This window comes from Pseudoalteromonas sp. McH1-42, assembly GCF_022347845.1.
Classification (GTDB): Bacteria; Pseudomonadota; Gammaproteobacteria; order Enterobacterales; family Alteromonadaceae; genus Pseudoalteromonas; species Pseudoalteromonas rubra_D.
Genome location: NZ_JAKRFU010000018.1, coordinates 52,575 through 70,362, shown reverse-complemented (window position 1 = coordinate 70,362; position 17,788 = coordinate 52,575). Strand labels below are relative to the sequence as shown.

Here is a 17,788-nt window from a genome sequence, read left to right as displayed (position 1 = left end):
GCGCCGCTTTTTGATTTAACCCAATTGTCCAAGTACTTGTACTACTTGAAGTACAGGCAAAACTGGCGATTGATTTACCCCAACAGCTGACCCGTAATCAGTTCAATGTATGAGGTTTGAGATGTTTGTACCTGAGCTCCTTTCACCCGCAGGTAGTTTAAAGAATATGCGTTACGCTTTTGCGTATGGTGCCGATGCCGTTTATGCCGGCCAGCCACGCTATAGCCTGCGCGTGCGTAACAATGAATTCGATCTGGCTAATCTCGAAATTGGCATCAACGAAGCTCACCAGCAAAATAAAAAGCTGTATGTGGTGTCTAACATTGCCCCGCATAACGGCAAGGTGAAAACCTACCTGCGTGATATTGAGCCCGTCATTGCCATGCAACCGGATGCACTGATCATGTCAGATCCGGGACTCATTATGCTGGTACGTGAAAAATGGCCTGACATGCCCATCCATTTGTCCGTTCAGGCCAACGCTGTTAACTATGCCGCCGTACAATTCTGGGCAAAACAAGGGATCGAGCGCGTGATCCTGTCACGGGAACTGTCACTGGAAGAAATTGCCGAAATCCGCACTTTGTGCCCGAATACCGAATTAGAAGTGTTCGTACATGGTGCACTGTGCATGGCTTACTCCGGGCGCTGTCTGCTGTCAGGCTACATCAATAAACGCGACCCAAACCAGGGCACCTGTACCAATGCCTGTCGCTGGAGTTACGATGTTAAGCCTGGACAAGAAACGGCAACGGGCGATGTAGTGCATAAAATTGACCCTCATCAGGTGATCCCAACCCTGGGAGACGGACAGCCCACTGATCAGGTGTTTATGCTCGAAGAGCAAGGTCGTCCGGGAGAATATATGCCAGCATTTGAAGATGAGCATGGCACTTATATCATGAACTCCAAGGATCTACGTGCCGTACAATATGTTGACCAGCTGACCAAGATGGGGGTGCACAGTCTGAAAATAGAGGGCCGTACTAAATCTTTTTACTATGTTGCCAGAACCGCGCAGGTGTATCGTCGTGCCATTGACGATGCCGTCGCTGGCAAACCTTTCGATCCTTCACTAATGCGTACGCTGGAAAATCTGGCACACCGGGGTTATACCGAAGGCTTCCTGAAACGCCATGCGCACCAGGAATACCAAAACTACGACTATGGCCACTCCGTGTCGGATCAACAGCAGTTTGTTGGTGAGATTTTGGGCCGTCACGACAACGGTCTGGTGGAAATTGACGTCAAAAACAAGTTCTGTACCGGTCACAGCCTGGAGCTGATGACACCCCAGGGCAATATCAGCTTTACTCTGGAGCACATGGAAAACAAAAAAGGTGAGCTGATCAGCGATGCCAAAGGTTCTGGCCACATAGTTAAAATTCCGCTGCCTGAAGACATTGACCTTAATCATGCCATTTTGATGCGTAACCTGGGTGCTCAGGAAGACACCCGTAACCCGTTTAAAAAAGCCTAAGCTAGCCAAAACGGAGTGTGAACAATGGCGTTACTGATCAACAGTAAATGTATTAACTGCGATATGTGTGACCCGGAATGTCCTAACCAGGCCATTTATATGGGTGAAAAAATCTACCAGATAGACCCGGAAAAATGTACCGAATGTGTCGGACACTACGACCAGCCAACCTGTGTGAGTGTCTGCCCGATAGATTGTATTAAGCCCGACCCTGCACATCGCGAAAACCTCGACACCCTGGCCGAAAAGTACCTCAAACTGACCGGCCAGAGTTGATCCCAGAAAAGCGCCTGACGGCGCTTTTTCTTTTACCAATCCCCAGTTATTAGTCGCAGAAAGTAAACTCATACAGCAATGTCCACCGTATTACAGTGTGATTAATCGAGTACAGTTTGATTGCAAAACCAAAGGGCTGTGCCAGACTTGCTTAGATATCTGACTCTTAAACAGGGAGCTTTTATGGCTGGCTGCAAAACATGTCGTTGCCATACCGATTATCGCATGGACATTACCATGGCGATGCAACCAATTGTGGACCTGCGCAACCGACAAGTTTATGCCTATGAAGCTCTGGTCAGAGGGACACAGGGGCAATCAGCCGGGCAAGTGTTGTCCCAGGTAACAGAGGATAGCAAATATTATTTCGATCAATTGTGTCGCACAACCGCCATTGAAATGATGGCCAAACTCAGCGACACCGCTAAACTGTCTATCAACTTTTTACCCAACGCCATTTACGACCCCCAAACCTGCTTGCGTAAAACGCTTGAAGCCGCCGACCAATTCAATCTGGCAAAAGAACGCATTATTTTCGAAGTCTCGGAGCAGGAGCATCTTACCGATCCTGACAAACTCATCGACATTGCCAACACCTACAACAAAAACGGCTTTAAAGTTGCGCTGGACGATTTTGGTGCCGGTTACGCCGGCATTGAAGTACTGCATCGTTTTCAACCCGATATCATCAAACTCGATATTGCGCTGATCAATGGGATAGCACAGGACCCGGTTAAGCAGGCCATTGTAGACGGTGTGTGCCTGATGGCGCGCCGGTTGAATATCGATTTAGTGGTAGAAGGCGTTGAAACCGAAGACGATTATAGGTGCCTGTGCGATTTAGGCGTTTACCTGATGCAAGGTTATTTATTTGCCAAGCCAGTGATTGCCACTTTGCCCCAACCGAGCTTTCCCACATCGCCGTAATACGCTCCAGGTAAGGATTACTCACATGGAAACCAACAGCTTTGAATCTTTTTTTCATGATGCCTACATGCCACACGGGCATTGCTACTTATGGCAACCTCATTTGTTATGGGGTAATGTCATCTCAGATTTACTGATTGCCACCGCTTACTTCTCTATCCCCATCGCAATCATGATTTTTGCCAAAAAGCGGCCGGATGTTGGCGGGCACTGGCTGTTTGTGTTGTTTTCAAGCTTTATCCTGCTGTGTGGACTGACCCACCTGATAGGCATTTATACCGTCTGGCAAGGCGCATATGGCATGCATGCCCTCGCCAAAATGGCCACTGCGCTGGTCTCTATCACCACCGCAGTGTACATGTTTCGACTGATCCCCAGTGCAATAGCCATTCCGACCCCGAATCAATTTCAGGGCGTGTCCCGTAAGCTCGATAAGGTCACTCAGGAAAAATATCAGCTGGACTCCAAGCTGGCTGAGCACGAGTTGACCCACTTTATTCTCAATACCCTGCCCGCAAGTATCGTGGTACTCGATGACACATTTAGGATCACTCAGTGTAATCCTCACTTTCTCAAGACCTTAGGCCTCAAAGACAATCAGCCAAACGGGCAGTCTCTGAGTGAGTTAATCGAGTTCAGCGACCCTTTTACCACCATAGATACACTGACCCATAAATTAAACAATGCTGACACGGCTGAGCTGGCGACTTTATGCCACATCAAAGTGGAAAACAAACCCGCTATTCCGATGGAAATGAAACTCGTGAAAGCACAGTTTGAAAAACAAAGTGTGGTGCTGGCGCTGTTTAATAACCTGAGTACCCTGAAAAATACCGAACGGGCACTAAAAGAATCGGACAAAAAAATGCGCCGGGCCGTCAATGCCACCGCCGATGGTATCTGGGAATGGAATGTGGTGACTGGCGAGGTCAGTTATTCGCCCCGACTGATGGCGATGATAGGCAAAGCAGATATCGAACACCCAAGCTATGAAGACTGGTTTGAGCATATTCACCCGGAGTACCGTGTGCGTGTGGAGCAGGCCATTGAACAGCATTTCCAAAGCAAAGAACAATATCAGGTGGAATATCAGGGCCGCAACGAACATGGTGAATATAGCTGGTTTTTGGCCGTGGGCAACAGCCAGTTTGATGAGCAAGGCAAACCCCTGTTGATGTCTGGTGCACTACGCAACATCGAGTCCAGCAAAATACTGGAACGCCAGATCAGTGAAAAAACCAACATTTTAAACGCCATTTATAATGGTGCCAGCCAGGCCATTTGGCTGTTACAGGTCGAATCGGATGGCGACTTTACCTTTTTAGAGTTTAACCCGACCGCCTGTCAGCGAGCTTCCATTTTGCTTGAAGACATTCAGTTCAAGCGTCTGTCAGAACTGCGCGGTAAAATGTTTGACGATCAGATCCTTGATCACATTCAGGATAACTATCAGACCTGTTGCGAGCTCAAAAAGCCATTGGAATATATTGAGATGTTACCTACCCATGACCAGGAACTCTGGTATCAGACAACACTTTACCCGCTGCTCAACAGCGAGGGAAAAGTAACTAAGCTGGTTGGCACCGCCATTGACATCACAGCACGCAAATACGCCGAAACCGAGCTGCAGGAAAGCCAGCAATTTTTGCAGCGCATCATAGACTCCGCCGTATGCGGTTTATACTTGTATGATTTGAAGCAGCAGGCCAATGTGAAAATTAATCGCAGATACACACATCTGCTTGGCTATACCTTGCAGGAGCTGGAAAATTGTCACTTCATGAACCTGTTTCATCCGCAAGAACATGCGCTGCTAGATGCGCACATGAAAGAAGTCAGCGCCAGCCAGAATGGAGACTTAATCCCGCTCACCTATCGCTTTAAGCACAAACAAGGTCACTGGGTTTGGTGCTATTCACTAGACACCATAGTCACCCGCGATGAACAGGGTGAACCTGAGCTCATGCTGGGTACTTTTGTAGATATCACGGAGCAAACCAATTTACAGAGTGAATTACAAGAGTCTCAAGCTGACCTGGCATATTTTGCATCTATTGTTTCGCGCGATGTGCACGAACCACTGAGTAAAATTGCTGTGCTTTGTGACAGTTTATCCCAGCATTTGGCACAGACTCTGAAAACAAACGACAAGGCCGCTTTAGAAGTAGGCCAGATCCTAGATACAACCGAGCGCATGCGTACCGTGATACCGGAATTACTCACACTATCCCGACTGCATGAACATCAGTTAACACTTACTCGGGTTTCCCTCAACAGCCTGATCGCAAAAGCCTGCGACCAGCTGAGTAATAATATTGCGGCAAGTCACGCACAAATCATGTGTGACACACCGGATTGCGAGCTGCAAGTCGATGACACTTTGTTTATTCAGGTCTGGCAAAATTTAATTGCCAACAGCATTCAGTTTTGTGATGACAATCACACCCCCAGCGTGCGGATCAGTGCTGAGCACGAAGGTGAATCTATCATCCTACACTATCAGGACAATGGCATCGGCATACCGCAGCAGCTCAGTCAACAAACCTTTACTTCCAACCACAGCCTCAACGGCAACAGTCATAATGGCGACAGCCTTAATGGCAGCGGGGTTAGTCTGTCTCTGTGTAAAAAGATAATCAATCTGCACAACGGGCAAATTACGTGTATCGACAACGCACAGGGCGGTACACATTTATTGATAACACTTAAACAGCCAGAGGAATAATGGAGATCGTTTTAGCACAAGGTGATCAAACTGACATACACTTCTGTTGGCCACACAGCCTCAGGAGACCTATGTCACGGTATTAAACAAGGGTGCTGAGTTTATTAAATTGGGCGGATAAAACCATTTATCACGCCAAGCCTCGGTTGCTATTTTTTACTTGCTCAACACTTGCCTGCCTGAACTCTGCTACAAAGCTAATAACCACTCATGTAGTGGGTCAACATCTGGTGTTCTATTACCACAACGACAATGATACTTATCAGCAACCAGTCCACCTCCCTATAAATGAAATAAAAATGTAAACAATAAGAAACAAAAGCGAATTACAGAGCAAAAACTCAAATTGTACATTTATTAAACAAAAGGATATACCTGACTGTGCACTCACCTTAATAAGGATACAACATGAAAACACTACAATACGCGGTACTAGCGGTCGGACTGGCCCACATATCTGTGCATGCGCAAGGTCAGCATCATGACGAAACAGCCTTTCAGATCAGCGGAAACCCACTGATGAAACATGCGCTCACGCCCCTGCTCAACATAGACACGCAGCAATTCCTGTTCAGCAATACACTCCAGCAAACAGACTGGGAAAGCACGCTGGCAACCCATGCACCACATTTACAGGACCAACTGGAAACCCTGTTGCACTGGGCGGGTCATGCCAGTATCAACCCCAAGCTATTGCTCGCGTTGATGGAACAGCACAGTCAGCTGCTCTCCGCACCGACACCTGAAGCATTTGAAAGACCCTTCGGTATGTTGGTGACGCAATCCGGATTTTCAGCACAACTGGAAGCACTCACCCATACACTGTCACAGCACTTCTATGCTTACGAACAGTGGCAAGGTCAGCAACGCAATCGAGTGCAGCATACAGTGTCTGACCAAGTCCACAGTCAGGCGCTCACAGTCACACCCGCCACCTTTGCATTGAGTGCGGTGCTGGATGATGCTAAAGCCCTTGCTCAGGTGGCCGGACGGTACCAATCCTACTTTGGCGATGCGTTACTCAATCCCGCAGCTCGCTTAGCAACGCCGGATGTTGCATCCGCCACCATCAGTAATAATTTTTACCTTAATTTCCCCTGGCCATCAGGCTATGCCTGGTACAGTGGCGGTGCTCATTCCAATACCGGCTCGGGCTACCCCTACTCATCGCTGGATTTCAACAATGACTCTGGTGGCTGGGGGTCAAATACTCCCTGGGTTCAGGCAGCGCATGGGGGTACTGTGACACGTTATTCACGCTGTAACATCCGGATTACGCACCCCAGTGGCTATGCCACACAGTATTACCACATGGATGCGCTTCAGTATCAAACCGGTGATGTGATCAATGCCGGAGCCTGGCTAGGTCGATATGCCAATGACTACAACACAGCACTGTGTCAGGGCGGTCAGTCCAGCGGACCCCATTTACACTTTTCCCTGTTATATAACGGGCGCTTCATTTCTTTGCATAACGCCTATATCAGTGGTTATCGGGTCGATGTTGGCAACTACAATTACGACGACAATTGCAACCGTTTTTACTTTGAGCGTAATGGCTATCGTACCTGTGCCTGGCGTGCACTCTACCGATAAACCTGCGCCTCGAAAGGTGGTCAGGATAGTCGCCTGATCACCTGCCCATCATGCCATCCCGACCAAATACACACTCAATATGGCTTCTTTCATCTTTAGATAAGAGTCGCTCACACACTCGTTGCTGTGACTGTGACAAATGGAATGTTCCAATACGACATACAGATCCGGTCAGTTCCAAAAATTGAAAATAAGTACTAAACATCTTGTAAAAAATATGTATATTTAGGTTAACGGAACAACAAAAGGACAATCGATATAATGATGTATTCAGACAATCAAACGCGTGGTGCTCTGTTCGTCCTGACAGACCAAAAGACCAACACGCTAAGTCAGGATTTCCTCATGTTTGTCAAAATGCTTGAGGCTTGCGGTAACAATATCAAGGTCGATACCCGCCTGCCAATCACTGAGCACAGAGCGCACTACCAGCTGTTTCTGGTCGATGTCAGCAATCGCGAATGCCGCGATTTACTCAGCGCGCAGCTCAGGGCTTTAGCACAACATCACAGCGTCTTATTATTTAATGCCTGCCCGGATACCCTGGATGAACAAACCGCACTGCTTGCCAATGTCAAAGGTGTGCTCTATCAGGGCGCTTCGCCGGAAAGCCAGTTCAAAGGCATTCAGCGTGTACTGGGCGGCGAGTTATGGTTTGGCAGAGGGGCCATTTCGCTGGCCTTCAGCGCGCTGATGCAACGCCTGCCGCAGGCACTGCCGGGGCTATCAGACGAGCAAAGAGACATCACGCTGGCCTCACTCACTAAACGCGAAAAGTCGGTGATCAGATTACTCGCTGATGGGGCCAAAAACGACGATATTGCTGATTCTCTGAATATCAGTAGTCATACCGTCAAAACCCATATTTACAGCGCGTTTAAAAAGACCAACTCGCGCAATAGGATTGAGCTGGCCAACTGGGCACAGCAGCACATCCCCTTCGGTGGACTGGCCAATTAACCCGCCTGCTGCTCAGGTTTAGCAGCCCACACACCTTTTTCGAGGCCCTGATGCACTAACAACGTCAGGGCTTTTTCAATCGCCTGAGTCACACAAATATGCATGGGCTCATTTTCACTGTATCCAGCTTCCGCTTCGGCCAGACGTTTATAGCTGACATAACGAAAGAATCCTGCTCGCATTTCCTTTGACAGCACTTTTTTGCTGGTCGCAACCGACAACAAAACCTGGCCCGTACGCACATCCACCGCGCGCAGGTAAATGCTAATGGTGTCTTCGCGATATAGCTCAGATGCGCCAATCCCAAAGTACTCCATCCCCATGCCGCCGGTTTTGATATTGGCATCATAACTAATAATCCCCCCCTCAAAGATCAGCTTGGCATGCGTCAGTGGTGGCAGGCTGTTTGCATTTTCCTGGTCCTGCATTGCCGCCCGGGTGATCTTACGCTCGGTCAGCAGGTTTTGCAGTCCCTCACGTTCAATGGGAATGAACCAATCCGTTTCGTGCAGCGCCTGCATCAGAATTGAGTTGGCCCCCTGGGTCACTGCTGTCGAAAATGAGCTGACGTTTTCCTGGGGTTTATATTGTCCGGTCTGGTCTCTAAATGAATACACAGAAACCGGGATTGGGCCGCGTGGCGTTGGCAATGCTTTTAACTCGCTGAAGACCTCGGTGGCAGCCAGCGGCTGTGCTTTCGCCATAGGCGGTGGCAATACAGGGATACTGCTACAGGCACTCAGCAGTAGCACAAAACAGGTAATACTCAGGTACTTCATCAACCAAACCTCGGCACTTCCAGTGTTGTAATGTCACCCGTCAGTGTGTTGGTGATCTGTACTGTGATGGAATCCGGTGTACTGGTGATCACCTGAATTTCATAATCCCCACTCATAAACGTTGAGTCTTTATCGAAAATACTGTCTTCAACTTCATCACCAAAAGCCGTGGAAGTAATTTCCCTGACCATGCGATTCAGGTAAGTTCGCTCCAGCGACTCCTGAAACCGGTCGCCGTAAGACTTTTCAATCACTGGCGCACGGTGTTTATTTTGTGCCTGTGCCTTATTTAATAGCATGTTGGCATTGAGAGGGTTGCCGCCAAACGACGGATTAATGGGCTTATAAACCAATTCAGTCGCATGCAGCGACAAACTGCATAGTGCCCCCAAGCAACCTAGTATTGTTGTTTTCATTGTTACCACCCGCTTGTTGCTAAATCTGGAGAGTGTTGTTGGTGCTGTGCGCTGGCCATGGCATCCATAATGGCAAATAACGCTGCCTCGACGCGCTCTTTTAACGGCCCGCCGCGACGTCCCATCGCTGTGGCATAGACCAGCTGGTTGTTCATAAATACCTGTAACCGCGTACCTGCGCGCGGCAATACGGTTTCTTTAATGGTGATATTTACACCTGCTGTTGCGGGTACGTCACGCCACAACTGCGAAAAATCAAAATAAAACTGATAGCCAAAACGGCTGATACTCTGGTCAATAACCAGTCCTCCCAGCTCGACCTCCTCATCGGCGCCTTGACTATGTGGTATCACGCTCAAAAGCAAAATACCGAAAATAAATAGTGTATGTTTCATAACGACAACGTTGGCCACAAAACCACCTGGCTTTGCGGCCACTTTGATTACTGCTGAGTCACAGTCGCGACGTTATAGTCACCGACCTGAGTAATATTCACAGTCTGGCCATTACCACTCACACCGCCCTCAACCAGGTTGCCAAAGCCGTCCTGATTAATCTGGATGTTGTTGTCACTGCCATTAACCACGAACGCCCCTGAGCCAACACCAGCAACGAAGTTCGCACCACCGGTTTGTTCAATGGCGATGTCATTGCCACTGCCTTCAAGCATCAGGTCGATGGCATTCAGCTCACCACTTTGTACCAAATCGAGCTGATTCAGCCCACTTTCCGCCACAGAGGCCAGTGTCACGGATACACCGTTACTGTCGCCTGTTTGCGCAACATTCAGCATGTTATTGTTACTACTCAGAGTGTTATCTGGATGCGATGACTGCAGCACAACCTCGTTATTATCACCATTTTGGATAACGCCGACTTCACTCCCATTGCTGTTAAATTTCGCAATGTGTAGTTCATTATTATCACCCAGCTGCAAAGTGCTGTACTCATTGTCATCACCCACGGCACCCAAATAAGCCTGGTTGTCGTTACCACGCTGCTGCGCATCGAAGTCGTTGTCATTGCCAACTACGTCGAACGTAGTCTGATTGTTATCTCCCAGCTGTGCCACAGTGACATAGTTGCTGTCACCGCTGAACAGAGTGGACGTCATGCGGTTATCATTGCCTTCCTGCTCCAGGTCAACCCGATTGCTTTCACCCTGCAGTTCAGCCATATCAACCCGATTACTATTGCCCGCGCTTTGCTCAACTCGCAGCTCGTTATCGTTGCCTGTCAGCACATCAATAGTAAACTTGTTGTAGTTCCCTTCCTGAGAGAGTGCCAGGTCATTGTCATTACCCTGAAGCAGAGTCAGATTCAGCTCGTTATAGACACCATTTTGATCGACCTCAATGCTATTCTGATCGCCCTGTACGCGGTCAATATTCACTTCACCCCAGGAGCCCAGCTGAGAAGCAACAACCTGGTTATTGTTACCCTCCATGTCAGTATTGTAGAACCAATGACCACCACTGCTTTGCTCAACATGAATGTGGTTGCCATCACCATTAATGGTATTCGTCACTTCATTGTTGATACCAAGGTAACCTAAACCGCGCTGAGTGATGTTTAAGTTATTGTCATTACCGTTGAGCTCCGTCAGTGCGCCATTGCTCTCGCCATCCTGACTATATTCCTGCGTATTGCCATCGCCCACGACGGTTGCTTTGGTCAGATTACCTGTGCCCGCCTGTGCAACTGTGGTGGTATTGCTATCTCCGGCAACTGACAAGTCACTGACATTGGACTCGCCTTGCTGTGAACTGGTTAGTACATTACCCGCGCCGCTATTAGAGCGCTGAGTTACCGTAAGTGTGTTTCCCGTGTTGTCAATTTGGACTAACTGTGACAACTCAGACGTTGAAGCCGCTTTTGCTTCTGCGTCAGCTGCCTGTGCCACGCTGGCACCAGATAAAGCCAGTGCAATTGCACAGCAGGTCAGTGATTTTGAAAATTTCACCTGGTTCTCCTTAGAGTTATTAATCGTTTTCGCAATGATTTCCTTCAACTCGCACCGCGTGATTGTCTTTATATATGCGTATCGCCTTAGTGGAGGTTGCCAACTCCTGACCTATACGCAGACGCGGTACTGTGTTTAAACCGGGTTATCTTCCGCTTCCCTTGTTATAACCAAAGCCCAATGGGGCCGCTGTCATCAATCAGGGTCACGTTCATACTCGCTTAGCCATCAAAGCCTGAGTCCGCAGTCCTGCTTCTGTCTGGACAGTTTTGCACGTTATTTTTTCGGACTCGTGTAGTCACTCTAGAGTCTCGTATCGATCAGGGAAATTAGAAATAATTTGGAATCTTATAACTTTATAAAATTCATAAAGTTAAAGACAAAAACATTGATTTACCGATATTAATACTCGGTAATCTCACAAAATAGTATGAGTTACAGAATCGTTAACCACAGGCCAAGAATATCACAAAAAAGTATGGTTAATTCTGAGCAAAACCCATCCTACCTATAAAAAAGTTGGATTTTAACGACGTAAACTCATTTTAAAATTGCATCCCTAATTCAGGCTGTTTTAGCGTGACCTGAGTTGCCAAACCGAGTTATCGACCGCCAGCCTGAAGGCTTGGCGGATCACACATCATGCCACTTAGTCGAGCACACACCATGGCCTCATGGTCAATAACTCAACTAAATATCTAGGACAAATGATGAAATTAAAACTTTCTGCCTTAACAATGGCATTACTGCCAGTTTTCAGTGGCGCAGCACAAGCTGCAGTACAAATCACAGCAACAGAAAAAACCAATGACAACAGCGTGATGGTGGTCTTCAAACAGGATGCGTCCAGCGCATTAAGAGCACAAGCCCGTAACCTGGTAAAAGCCCGTATCTCAGACAACAACGCCGATGAAGTCGATGATCGTTACAAGCACGTTTTGGCGGGCCGCCTGGCGAACTTCAAACTGGATGGGATCAGTAGCAAAGAAGCCATTGCTAAGCTGGCGAAGCACCCAGCAGTAGAATACGTTGAGCCTGATTATCAGGTGAAAGCACTGGGCATTCCGGATGATGCACGCTTTGACGAGCTTTGGGGCCTGCATAACACAGGTCAAACTGGCGGTGTTGAAGATGCCGACATCGATGCCCCTGAAGCCTGGGATATCAGCATTGGTTCACGTGACGTGATCGTTGGGGTTATCGACACAGGCGTTGACTATACGCACCCGGATCTGGTGGCGAACATGTGGCAAAACCCGGGAGAAATTCCGGGAGACGGCATCGATAACGACAACAATGGCTATATTGATGACATTTACGGTGTGAATGCCATTACAGGTTCTGGCGATCCAATGGATGATCAGGGCCATGGTACACACGTGTCAGGTACCATAGGCGCAACAGGTAACGATGCCACCGGCGTCGTCGGGGTAAACCAGGAAGTCTCAATCGTTGGCTGTAAGTTCCTCAACTCTTCGGGCAGTGGGTCAACCTCAGATGCGATCGAATGTATTGATTACATGGTATCACTGAAGCAAGCAGGTCATAACGTCCGCGTTCTGAATAACAGCTGGGGTGGTGGCGGTTTCAGTCAGACATTAGCAGATGCCATTACCGCCAGTGAAAATGCCGATATCCTGTTTGTCGCAGCAGCTGGTAACGGTGCAGTTGACAACGACAGCAATCCACACTACCCATCAAGCTATGAGCATGACAGTGTTTTCTCAATTGCTTCAACCACGGACAACGACACAATGTCATCGTTCTCACAGTGGGGCCTGGCTTCTGTAGACATGGGTGCACCTGGTAGCGCTATTCTGTCAACTGTACCAGGCGGCGGCTACAGCAGCTTCTCTGGTACGTCAATGGCGACCCCCCATGTTGCCGGCGTTGCCGCGTTAGTTCTATCGATTGACCCGACACTGGATGCAATTTCTCTGAAAAACCTGCTGATGCAAAGCGGTGATGCCAATGCAGCACTGGATGGCAAAACAGTAGCCGGTACGCGTCTGAACGCACATCAGGCCCTGATCGATGCAGATCCGGCACCCGGCTTCAGAATGGGCGTCACGCCAGGTGCCCAGGAGATCACCGCAGGTGAAACTGCCAGCTATGAATTCAGCTTCACTTCAGTGGCCGACTGGCAGGGCGACATTGCATTGACCCTGGATAGCCCGCTACCTGGCGCCGTGTTATCACAAAGCACTGTCACTCCGGGTAACACAGTGACACTAACAGTGCCTACCACTGCAGATACTCAATGGGGCAACTACAGCTTCACCGTTAACGCTACCTCTGGCGATTTGTCAGACAGCAAATCTGTTAACCTGTCTGTATTGCCGCAAGGCCTGAGCGACTTCAGCTATGACAATACAACCGCAGTTGATATTCCTGACAACGACGCCACAGGCATCAGCTCAGTCATCACGGTTGCTGACGACATCACCATTTTCGACAGCAACACCCTGGTGGATATCACTCACACTTATATCGGCGATCTGCTGGTGACCCTGACTTCTCCAGCGGGTACTTCAGTGACATTACACAACCGTGCCGGTGGTAGCGCTGATAACCTGGTTGAGACCTTCAATTCTGCGGCCTTCAACGGTGAAGCTGCACGTGGTGACTGGACACTGAATGTATCGGATAACGCCGGTGTAGATACCGGCACACTGAACAGCTGGACGCTGACACTGACCGGTCTGGGTGAGGTGTCTGCACAGCCACCTGTGGCAGGTTTCAGCTTTGAGAAAAATGGCCTGAGCGTCGCCTTTACTGACAGCAGCACCGATGCCAACAATGACATCGTCAGCTGGCAGTGGGACTTCGGTGATGGCAATAGCAGCGCAGATGCAAACCCAACTCATATCTACACAGCATCAGGCACTTACTCAGCGACCCTCACAGTCACTGACAGTGAAGGTAACAGCAACAGTACCACGCAGGAAGTCACCGTCAGCTCAGATGATATTGCGCTGGAAGTCGTGCGTACTAATAAGTCACGCCTGGGCTTCTATCGGGTATCACTCTCCTGGTCTGGCAGTAGCGCTGAGCAGGTTGATGTCTACCGCGATGGTGCTCTATTACGCACAGTAAATAACTCAGGTCAGTTCCGAGATTTCGGTCGTGATCCGGCGGTCAGCGGCTTCACTTACAAAATCTGTCAGTCAAGTGATATCTGCTCAAACGAAGTGAGTGTGAGTTTCCAGTAATCTGGTTTGCTTAATCAAATCCAGATTTGGTAACGACAAGGGCCGCAGTAAACTGCGGCCTTTTTATGTCTGTTACTGCCGGCAAGTTTGTTTAATGATGTCAGTTTGTCTGGCAATTTCAGGACCGTTTTTTTCGCCTTTGGCCACCGCCAGATCGACCTTAGCGTTATTACACTTATCTCTGAGCTCTTTATCCATCAGATAAACCTGATCCCGCTGTGCCTGAGCCACCCCCTCAGCCCCATTGTATTCCTGCCGCTCCTCGGGCGCTTTGTCTTGCTCATAGGGCGCAGGCTGGGATACCTGGCAACCAGCCAATGTGACTAAACATAACCCAATGAATAACCTTTGCTTTTTCATATTATTACTTCCTGATATGACGAGACTCAGATGGTATCACATGGATTAATAAAAGGAACAAATCAGAACAAGGACATATCACTCAAGGGTATCTGCGGCGTCCGACACCTCATACAACTCCAATGGTAACCCATCCGGGTCAGCAAAAAAGCAAAAGCGTTGTTGGGTATACGGGTCAAGGCGAATGGGCTCACAATTCACCCCTTGCTCGACGAGAGCATGACGCGCAGATTCTATGTTAGTGACGGACAAAGCAAGATGGCGCAACCCTTGTGCTTCAGGGTAACTCGGCCGTGCTGGTGCAGAGGCAAAGTGAAACAGCTCAATCTGGGTGCCATCAGGCAGTGCCAAATCCAGCTTATAGCTCTCACGCCCGGGTTGATAATTCTCTGCAATGACCCGACACCCTATCACATCAGTATAAAACGCTTTTGATACGGCATAATCTGAGCAAATAATCGCGACATGGTGAACACGCTGAATGTAATTAGCAAGCATACGTTTTTATTACGAAAAAAGTAAAGCTGTACTGTGCCGTATCCAGTCAGGCATGTCCACCTGTGTGCCTCTCTAACTCTGCCTGAGTGCCTCAGCGGGGGGCGCCTGGAGCTGCCGGGAAACTGGCAGCAAAGTTGCCAGTAACACCAGCATCACAATAAACGCGGGTATCCCGAGCAGCGCCCAAACATAACTGTTCGGGTCGATGTTCATGGCCCCGGCAAGCTGCGCGCTTAGCCACAATGCCGCGCCTATCCCCAGTGTTAAGCCCACTGCCAACTGCCACAGTGCCTGCCTGACAAACAAAAGCACGACTTGCCCTTCCGGTACGCCGAGCGCACGGCGCGTGGCAATCTCCTGACTGCGTAAAGCAATACTATTGGCTGCCATCGCATAAATACCACTAGCCGCTAAAAACAACGCCACCAGCCCGCCAACCAAAAATATCTGATTGAGTGCTGCCATCAGCAATAGCGGCTGCTTAATAAGGCTTTGATAACTTTGAATATCATGTACCGTTGCATCGGCATCTAAATCAATAATGGCCTGACGCAATGCGGCAATAGCCTGTGATTGCTCGCCACGGTAGTGCATCACCAGGTTCATTCGCCAGGGCCTTAGTTCCATCAGCCCATAGCCGGTATGCCGGGCACTGGTTGCATCCGTTGTCGGACCGTGAACACTGTCAGACACCACCCCCACAATGGTGCGCCATTCGGTGTGCCAGCCTTCACCATTGAGTGTTCTCACACGCTGACCCAGTGCATTCCCCTCAGGAAACAACTCGCGTGCCATGGCAGCGTTAATGATCACCACAGAGCCCTGTTCACGCAGCTCGCGGCTATCTACAGCCAGGTCGCTCAGATTAAAATCTCGACCTTCAAGCAACTGCATACCCACGGTACGCCAGGCATCCCGACTAACCAACTCAAAATTCCACATTGGATTGTCACTGAACACAGGTTCCGCCCGTCCCTGAATTTCAAAGTGAGAGGTCCCGCCTCCGGTACCCGGCAGACTGCTAAAATACGCCACGCTGTTGATCTGAGGATGTTGCTCTAACTTTGCTTTGAGCCCATAGTAAAAATCATTGCGCTTTTTCCTTGCCTCAGGTGCACCACCGTTCCAGCGATAGCTGCCCCAGGCCAGGCGCACCGATGCCGTTAAACGCTGCTCAGTTTGCACACCATAATCGGCCTGCTGTGCCGCCAGACTGCTGCCCAATAACATGGCTGCAATGGCCAACACCAGACAAGATAAAGCAATCTCAGCGACAACCAGTGCCTGATTGACCCGCCCGGCTCGTTTACTCACCGCACCCCGCGTACCATCACGTAAAATACCATTAATATCGCCTTGCAAAGCACGCCACGCCGGGATCAACCCGGTGATCACTATCATCATCACCACAGCGAGTATCAGCATCCAGACCTCGTCGGATGAGATACTAAGCGTCCACCAGAAAGGCCGTGCGCCACTCATGGCAAATATCTCTTCAAAGGCTAGATTGGTCAGGGCAATTCCCCAGTGTGCCAGCCCCAACGCCAGCAACCCACCCAGACAGCAAATCAGAGTACTTTCCCACATCATTTGTAACACCAGGCGATGCTGTGGCACGCCAAGCGCAACCCGAATTGCCACATCCCGGATCTGTTCATTCACCCGGGCCAGTAACAGGTTACCCACATTGATACAGGTCAGCATTAAGATCAGCAGTACCACCAGGATCATCGCCACTAAAATCGCGTAATGTTGATACAACACATCAACGCTTAGTTTGAACGGGATCGCCTGCAGATATCCCCCTGCCACATCCGCACGCCAGGCAAATTCCTGCGGTAAAGCCTGTAGTTGACGCTGTAACAGCGTGGCCAGTTCGTGCTGGAACTGCGTCAAAGTCACACCGGGTTTCAACCGAGCAACCGCCTGCAAAGCACCCCGATTTGATGGATTAGCTGGCTCAAGGCGAGTCTGCGTCATGATTTGCCACACCTGTGCCCGAGCTGGAAAGGCAAACCCGGGTGGCATCACCCCGATCACCTGTTTGGGGATTGCTTCTACCTGGATCATCCGGCCTATGATAGTTTCATCACCGTCAAACACCCGCTGCCAGATATCATGACTCAGCACCACCACAGATTGCGCGCCATCTTGCTGATCTGAAGGGCTAAAGCTACGACCGAGCAGAGGCTGCACGCCAGCGACTTCAAACAGATCCCATTGCGCATAAGTGAGGTGTACTTTATGGGAGATGGCTTCGTTGCCCTGCCTGCCCACAGTGCGCACAGCCGACTCATACAGACTCATATTCTGTAACAACATGCTGTCGGCCTGGACCTGATTAAGATGATAGGGATCAACCCGCTGACGCGTCCCATGAGCGGCTTTAAACTCACCGGCAATGGCAATCAGGGGCATATCCTGGTCTAGTGTCAGTGGCTTAAAGACCAATTGCTGCATCAGGGTAAAGGTATATAAAGTTAGGGCCAGGCCCACGGTCACAATCGCCGTGGTGGTCAGGGTGAATAAAGGCTTTTTAAGCAGCAGCCGGGCTGCATATCGAATATCTATCCAGGCAGACATAAGGCATTCCTCT

14 protein-coding genes are annotated in these 17,788 nt (G+C 49.4%); 7 read left to right on the top strand and 7 right to left on the bottom strand.

The window, feature by feature from the left end; all coding sequences use genetic code 11:
* Positions 1 to 121 precede the first annotated feature (121 nt).
* The 6 genes from yegQ to MHN31_RS16280 all read left to right on the top strand — a co-directional run bounded on the left by yegQ (position 122) and on the right by MHN31_RS16280 (position 7,964).
* Positions 122 to 1,480 carry a tRNA 5-hydroxyuridine modification protein YegQ gene (gene yegQ, locus MHN31_RS16305; protein WP_194867569.1) on the top strand — a complete coding sequence of 453 codons (1,359 nt, stop codon included), beginning with the start codon at positions 122 to 124 and terminating at the stop codon, positions 1,478 to 1,480.
* 24 nt (positions 1,481 to 1,504) lie between these two features.
* A complete protein-coding gene (locus MHN31_RS16300) occupies positions 1,505 to 1,756 on the top strand; it encodes a YfhL family 4Fe-4S dicluster ferredoxin (RefSeq protein WP_239444795.1) in 252 nt (83 codons plus the stop codon).
* Positions 1,757 to 1,939: 183 nt separating this feature from the next.
* Complete coding sequence (locus tag MHN31_RS16295; protein ID WP_239444794.1) at positions 1,940 to 2,683, top strand: EAL domain-containing protein; 744 nt, start codon at positions 1,940 to 1,942, stop codon at positions 2,681 to 2,683.
* Between the two features lie 25 nt (positions 2,684 to 2,708).
* On the top strand, positions 2,709 to 5,408 hold the full coding sequence (locus MHN31_RS16290) for a PAS domain-containing protein (protein ID WP_239444793.1): 2,700 nt from the start codon (positions 2,709 to 2,711) through the stop codon (positions 5,406 to 5,408).
* A gap of 408 nt (positions 5,409 to 5,816) precedes the next feature.
* On the top strand, positions 5,817 to 7,004 hold the full coding sequence (locus MHN31_RS16285) for a M23 family metallopeptidase (protein ID WP_239444792.1): 1,188 nt from the start codon (positions 5,817 to 5,819) through the stop codon (positions 7,002 to 7,004).
* Positions 7,005 to 7,265: 261 nt separating this feature from the next.
* Entirely contained in the window at positions 7,266 to 7,964 is a 699-nt protein-coding gene (locus MHN31_RS16280) for a response regulator transcription factor (RefSeq protein WP_239444791.1), read from the top strand.
* On the opposite strand, the gene MHN31_RS16275 is transcribed toward MHN31_RS16280, so the two are convergent.
* From MHN31_RS16275 to MHN31_RS16260, 4 genes are read right to left on the bottom strand one after another with little or no spacing between them, the layout of a single operon-like run.
* A complete protein-coding gene (locus MHN31_RS16275) occupies positions 7,961 to 8,743 on the bottom strand; it encodes a CsgG/HfaB family protein (RefSeq protein ID WP_125560812.1) in 783 nt (260 codons plus the stop codon). The two genes, MHN31_RS16280 and MHN31_RS16275, sit on opposite strands and share 4 nt — an antisense overlap.
* A complete protein-coding gene (locus MHN31_RS16270; protein WP_010383926.1) occupies positions 8,743 to 9,159 on the bottom strand; it encodes a curli assembly protein CsgF in 417 nt (138 codons plus the stop codon). Before MHN31_RS16270 ends, MHN31_RS16275 begins: the two co-directional genes overlap by 1 nt.
* A 2-nt stretch (positions 9,160 to 9,161) precedes the next feature.
* The gene (locus MHN31_RS16265) at positions 9,162 to 9,554 is read right to left on the bottom strand and encodes a curli production assembly/transport protein CsgE (protein WP_228553281.1); all 393 of its coding nucleotides are present in this window, start codon (positions 9,552 to 9,554) and stop codon (positions 9,162 to 9,164) included.
* A gap of 47 nt (positions 9,555 to 9,601) precedes the next feature.
* Positions 9,602 to 11,122: a curlin gene (locus MHN31_RS16260; protein ID WP_239444790.1), complete on the bottom strand. Its 1,521-nt coding sequence runs from the start codon at positions 11,120 to 11,122 to the stop codon at positions 9,602 to 9,604.
* A gap of 710 nt (positions 11,123 to 11,832) precedes the next feature.
* Here MHN31_RS16260 and MHN31_RS16255 point away from each other — a divergent pair.
* The gene (locus MHN31_RS16255) at positions 11,833 to 14,334 is read left to right on the top strand and encodes a S8 family serine peptidase (RefSeq protein WP_125560816.1); all 2,502 of its coding nucleotides are present in this window, start codon (positions 11,833 to 11,835) and stop codon (positions 14,332 to 14,334) included.
* Between the two features lie 72 nt (positions 14,335 to 14,406).
* On the opposite strand, the gene MHN31_RS16250 is transcribed toward MHN31_RS16255, so the two are convergent.
* The 3 genes from MHN31_RS16250 to MHN31_RS16240 all read right to left on the bottom strand — a co-directional run bounded on the left by MHN31_RS16250 (position 14,407) and on the right by MHN31_RS16240 (position 17,775).
* Positions 14,407 to 14,694: a hypothetical protein gene (locus tag MHN31_RS16250; protein ID WP_239444789.1), complete on the bottom strand. Its 288-nt coding sequence runs from the start codon at positions 14,692 to 14,694 to the stop codon at positions 14,407 to 14,409.
* A gap of 78 nt (positions 14,695 to 14,772) precedes the next feature.
* Positions 14,773 to 15,192, bottom strand: a complete 420-nt coding sequence (locus MHN31_RS16245) for a VOC family protein (RefSeq protein WP_239444788.1) — start codon at positions 15,190 to 15,192, stop codon at positions 14,773 to 14,775.
* Positions 15,193 to 15,264: 72 nt separating this feature from the next.
* Complete coding sequence (locus MHN31_RS16240; protein ID WP_239444787.1) at positions 15,265 to 17,775, bottom strand: ABC transporter permease; 2,511 nt, start codon at positions 17,773 to 17,775, stop codon at positions 15,265 to 15,267.
* Positions 17,776 to 17,788: the final 13 nt, after the last annotated feature.

Coding starts and splice junctions, on each gene's coding strand:
- MHN31_RS16300 (WP_239444795.1), top strand. CDS start 1,505: ATGGCGTTACTGATCAACAGTAAATGTATTAACTGCGATATGTGTGAC.
- MHN31_RS16270 (WP_010383926.1), bottom strand. CDS start 9,159: ATGAAAACAACAATACTAGGTTGCTTGGGGGCACTATGCAGTTTGTCG.
- MHN31_RS16240 (WP_239444787.1), bottom strand. CDS start 17,775: ATGTCTGCCTGGATAGATATTCGATATGCAGCCCGGCTGCTGCTTAAA.
- MHN31_RS16280 (WP_239444791.1), top strand. CDS start 7,266: ATGATGTATTCAGACAATCAAACGCGTGGTGCTCTGTTCGTCCTGACA.
- MHN31_RS16295 (WP_239444794.1), top strand. CDS start 1,940: ATGGCTGGCTGCAAAACATGTCGTTGCCATACCGATTATCGCATGGAC.
- MHN31_RS16285 (WP_239444792.1), top strand. CDS start 5,817: ATGAAAACACTACAATACGCGGTACTAGCGGTCGGACTGGCCCACATA.
- MHN31_RS16250 (WP_239444789.1), bottom strand. CDS start 14,694: ATGAAAAAGCAAAGGTTATTCATTGGGTTATGTTTAGTCACATTGGCT.
- yegQ (WP_194867569.1), top strand. CDS start 122: ATGTTTGTACCTGAGCTCCTTTCACCCGCAGGTAGTTTAAAGAATATG.
- MHN31_RS16255 (WP_125560816.1), top strand. CDS start 11,833: ATGAAATTAAAACTTTCTGCCTTAACAATGGCATTACTGCCAGTTTTC.
- MHN31_RS16265 (WP_228553281.1), bottom strand. CDS start 9,554: ATGAAACATACACTATTTATTTTCGGTATTTTGCTTTTGAGCGTGATA.
- MHN31_RS16245 (WP_239444788.1), bottom strand. CDS start 15,192: ATGCTTGCTAATTACATTCAGCGTGTTCACCATGTCGCGATTATTTGC.
- MHN31_RS16275 (WP_125560812.1), bottom strand. CDS start 8,743: ATGAAGTACCTGAGTATTACCTGTTTTGTGCTACTGCTGAGTGCCTGT.
- MHN31_RS16290 (WP_239444793.1), top strand. CDS start 2,709: ATGGAAACCAACAGCTTTGAATCTTTTTTTCATGATGCCTACATGCCA.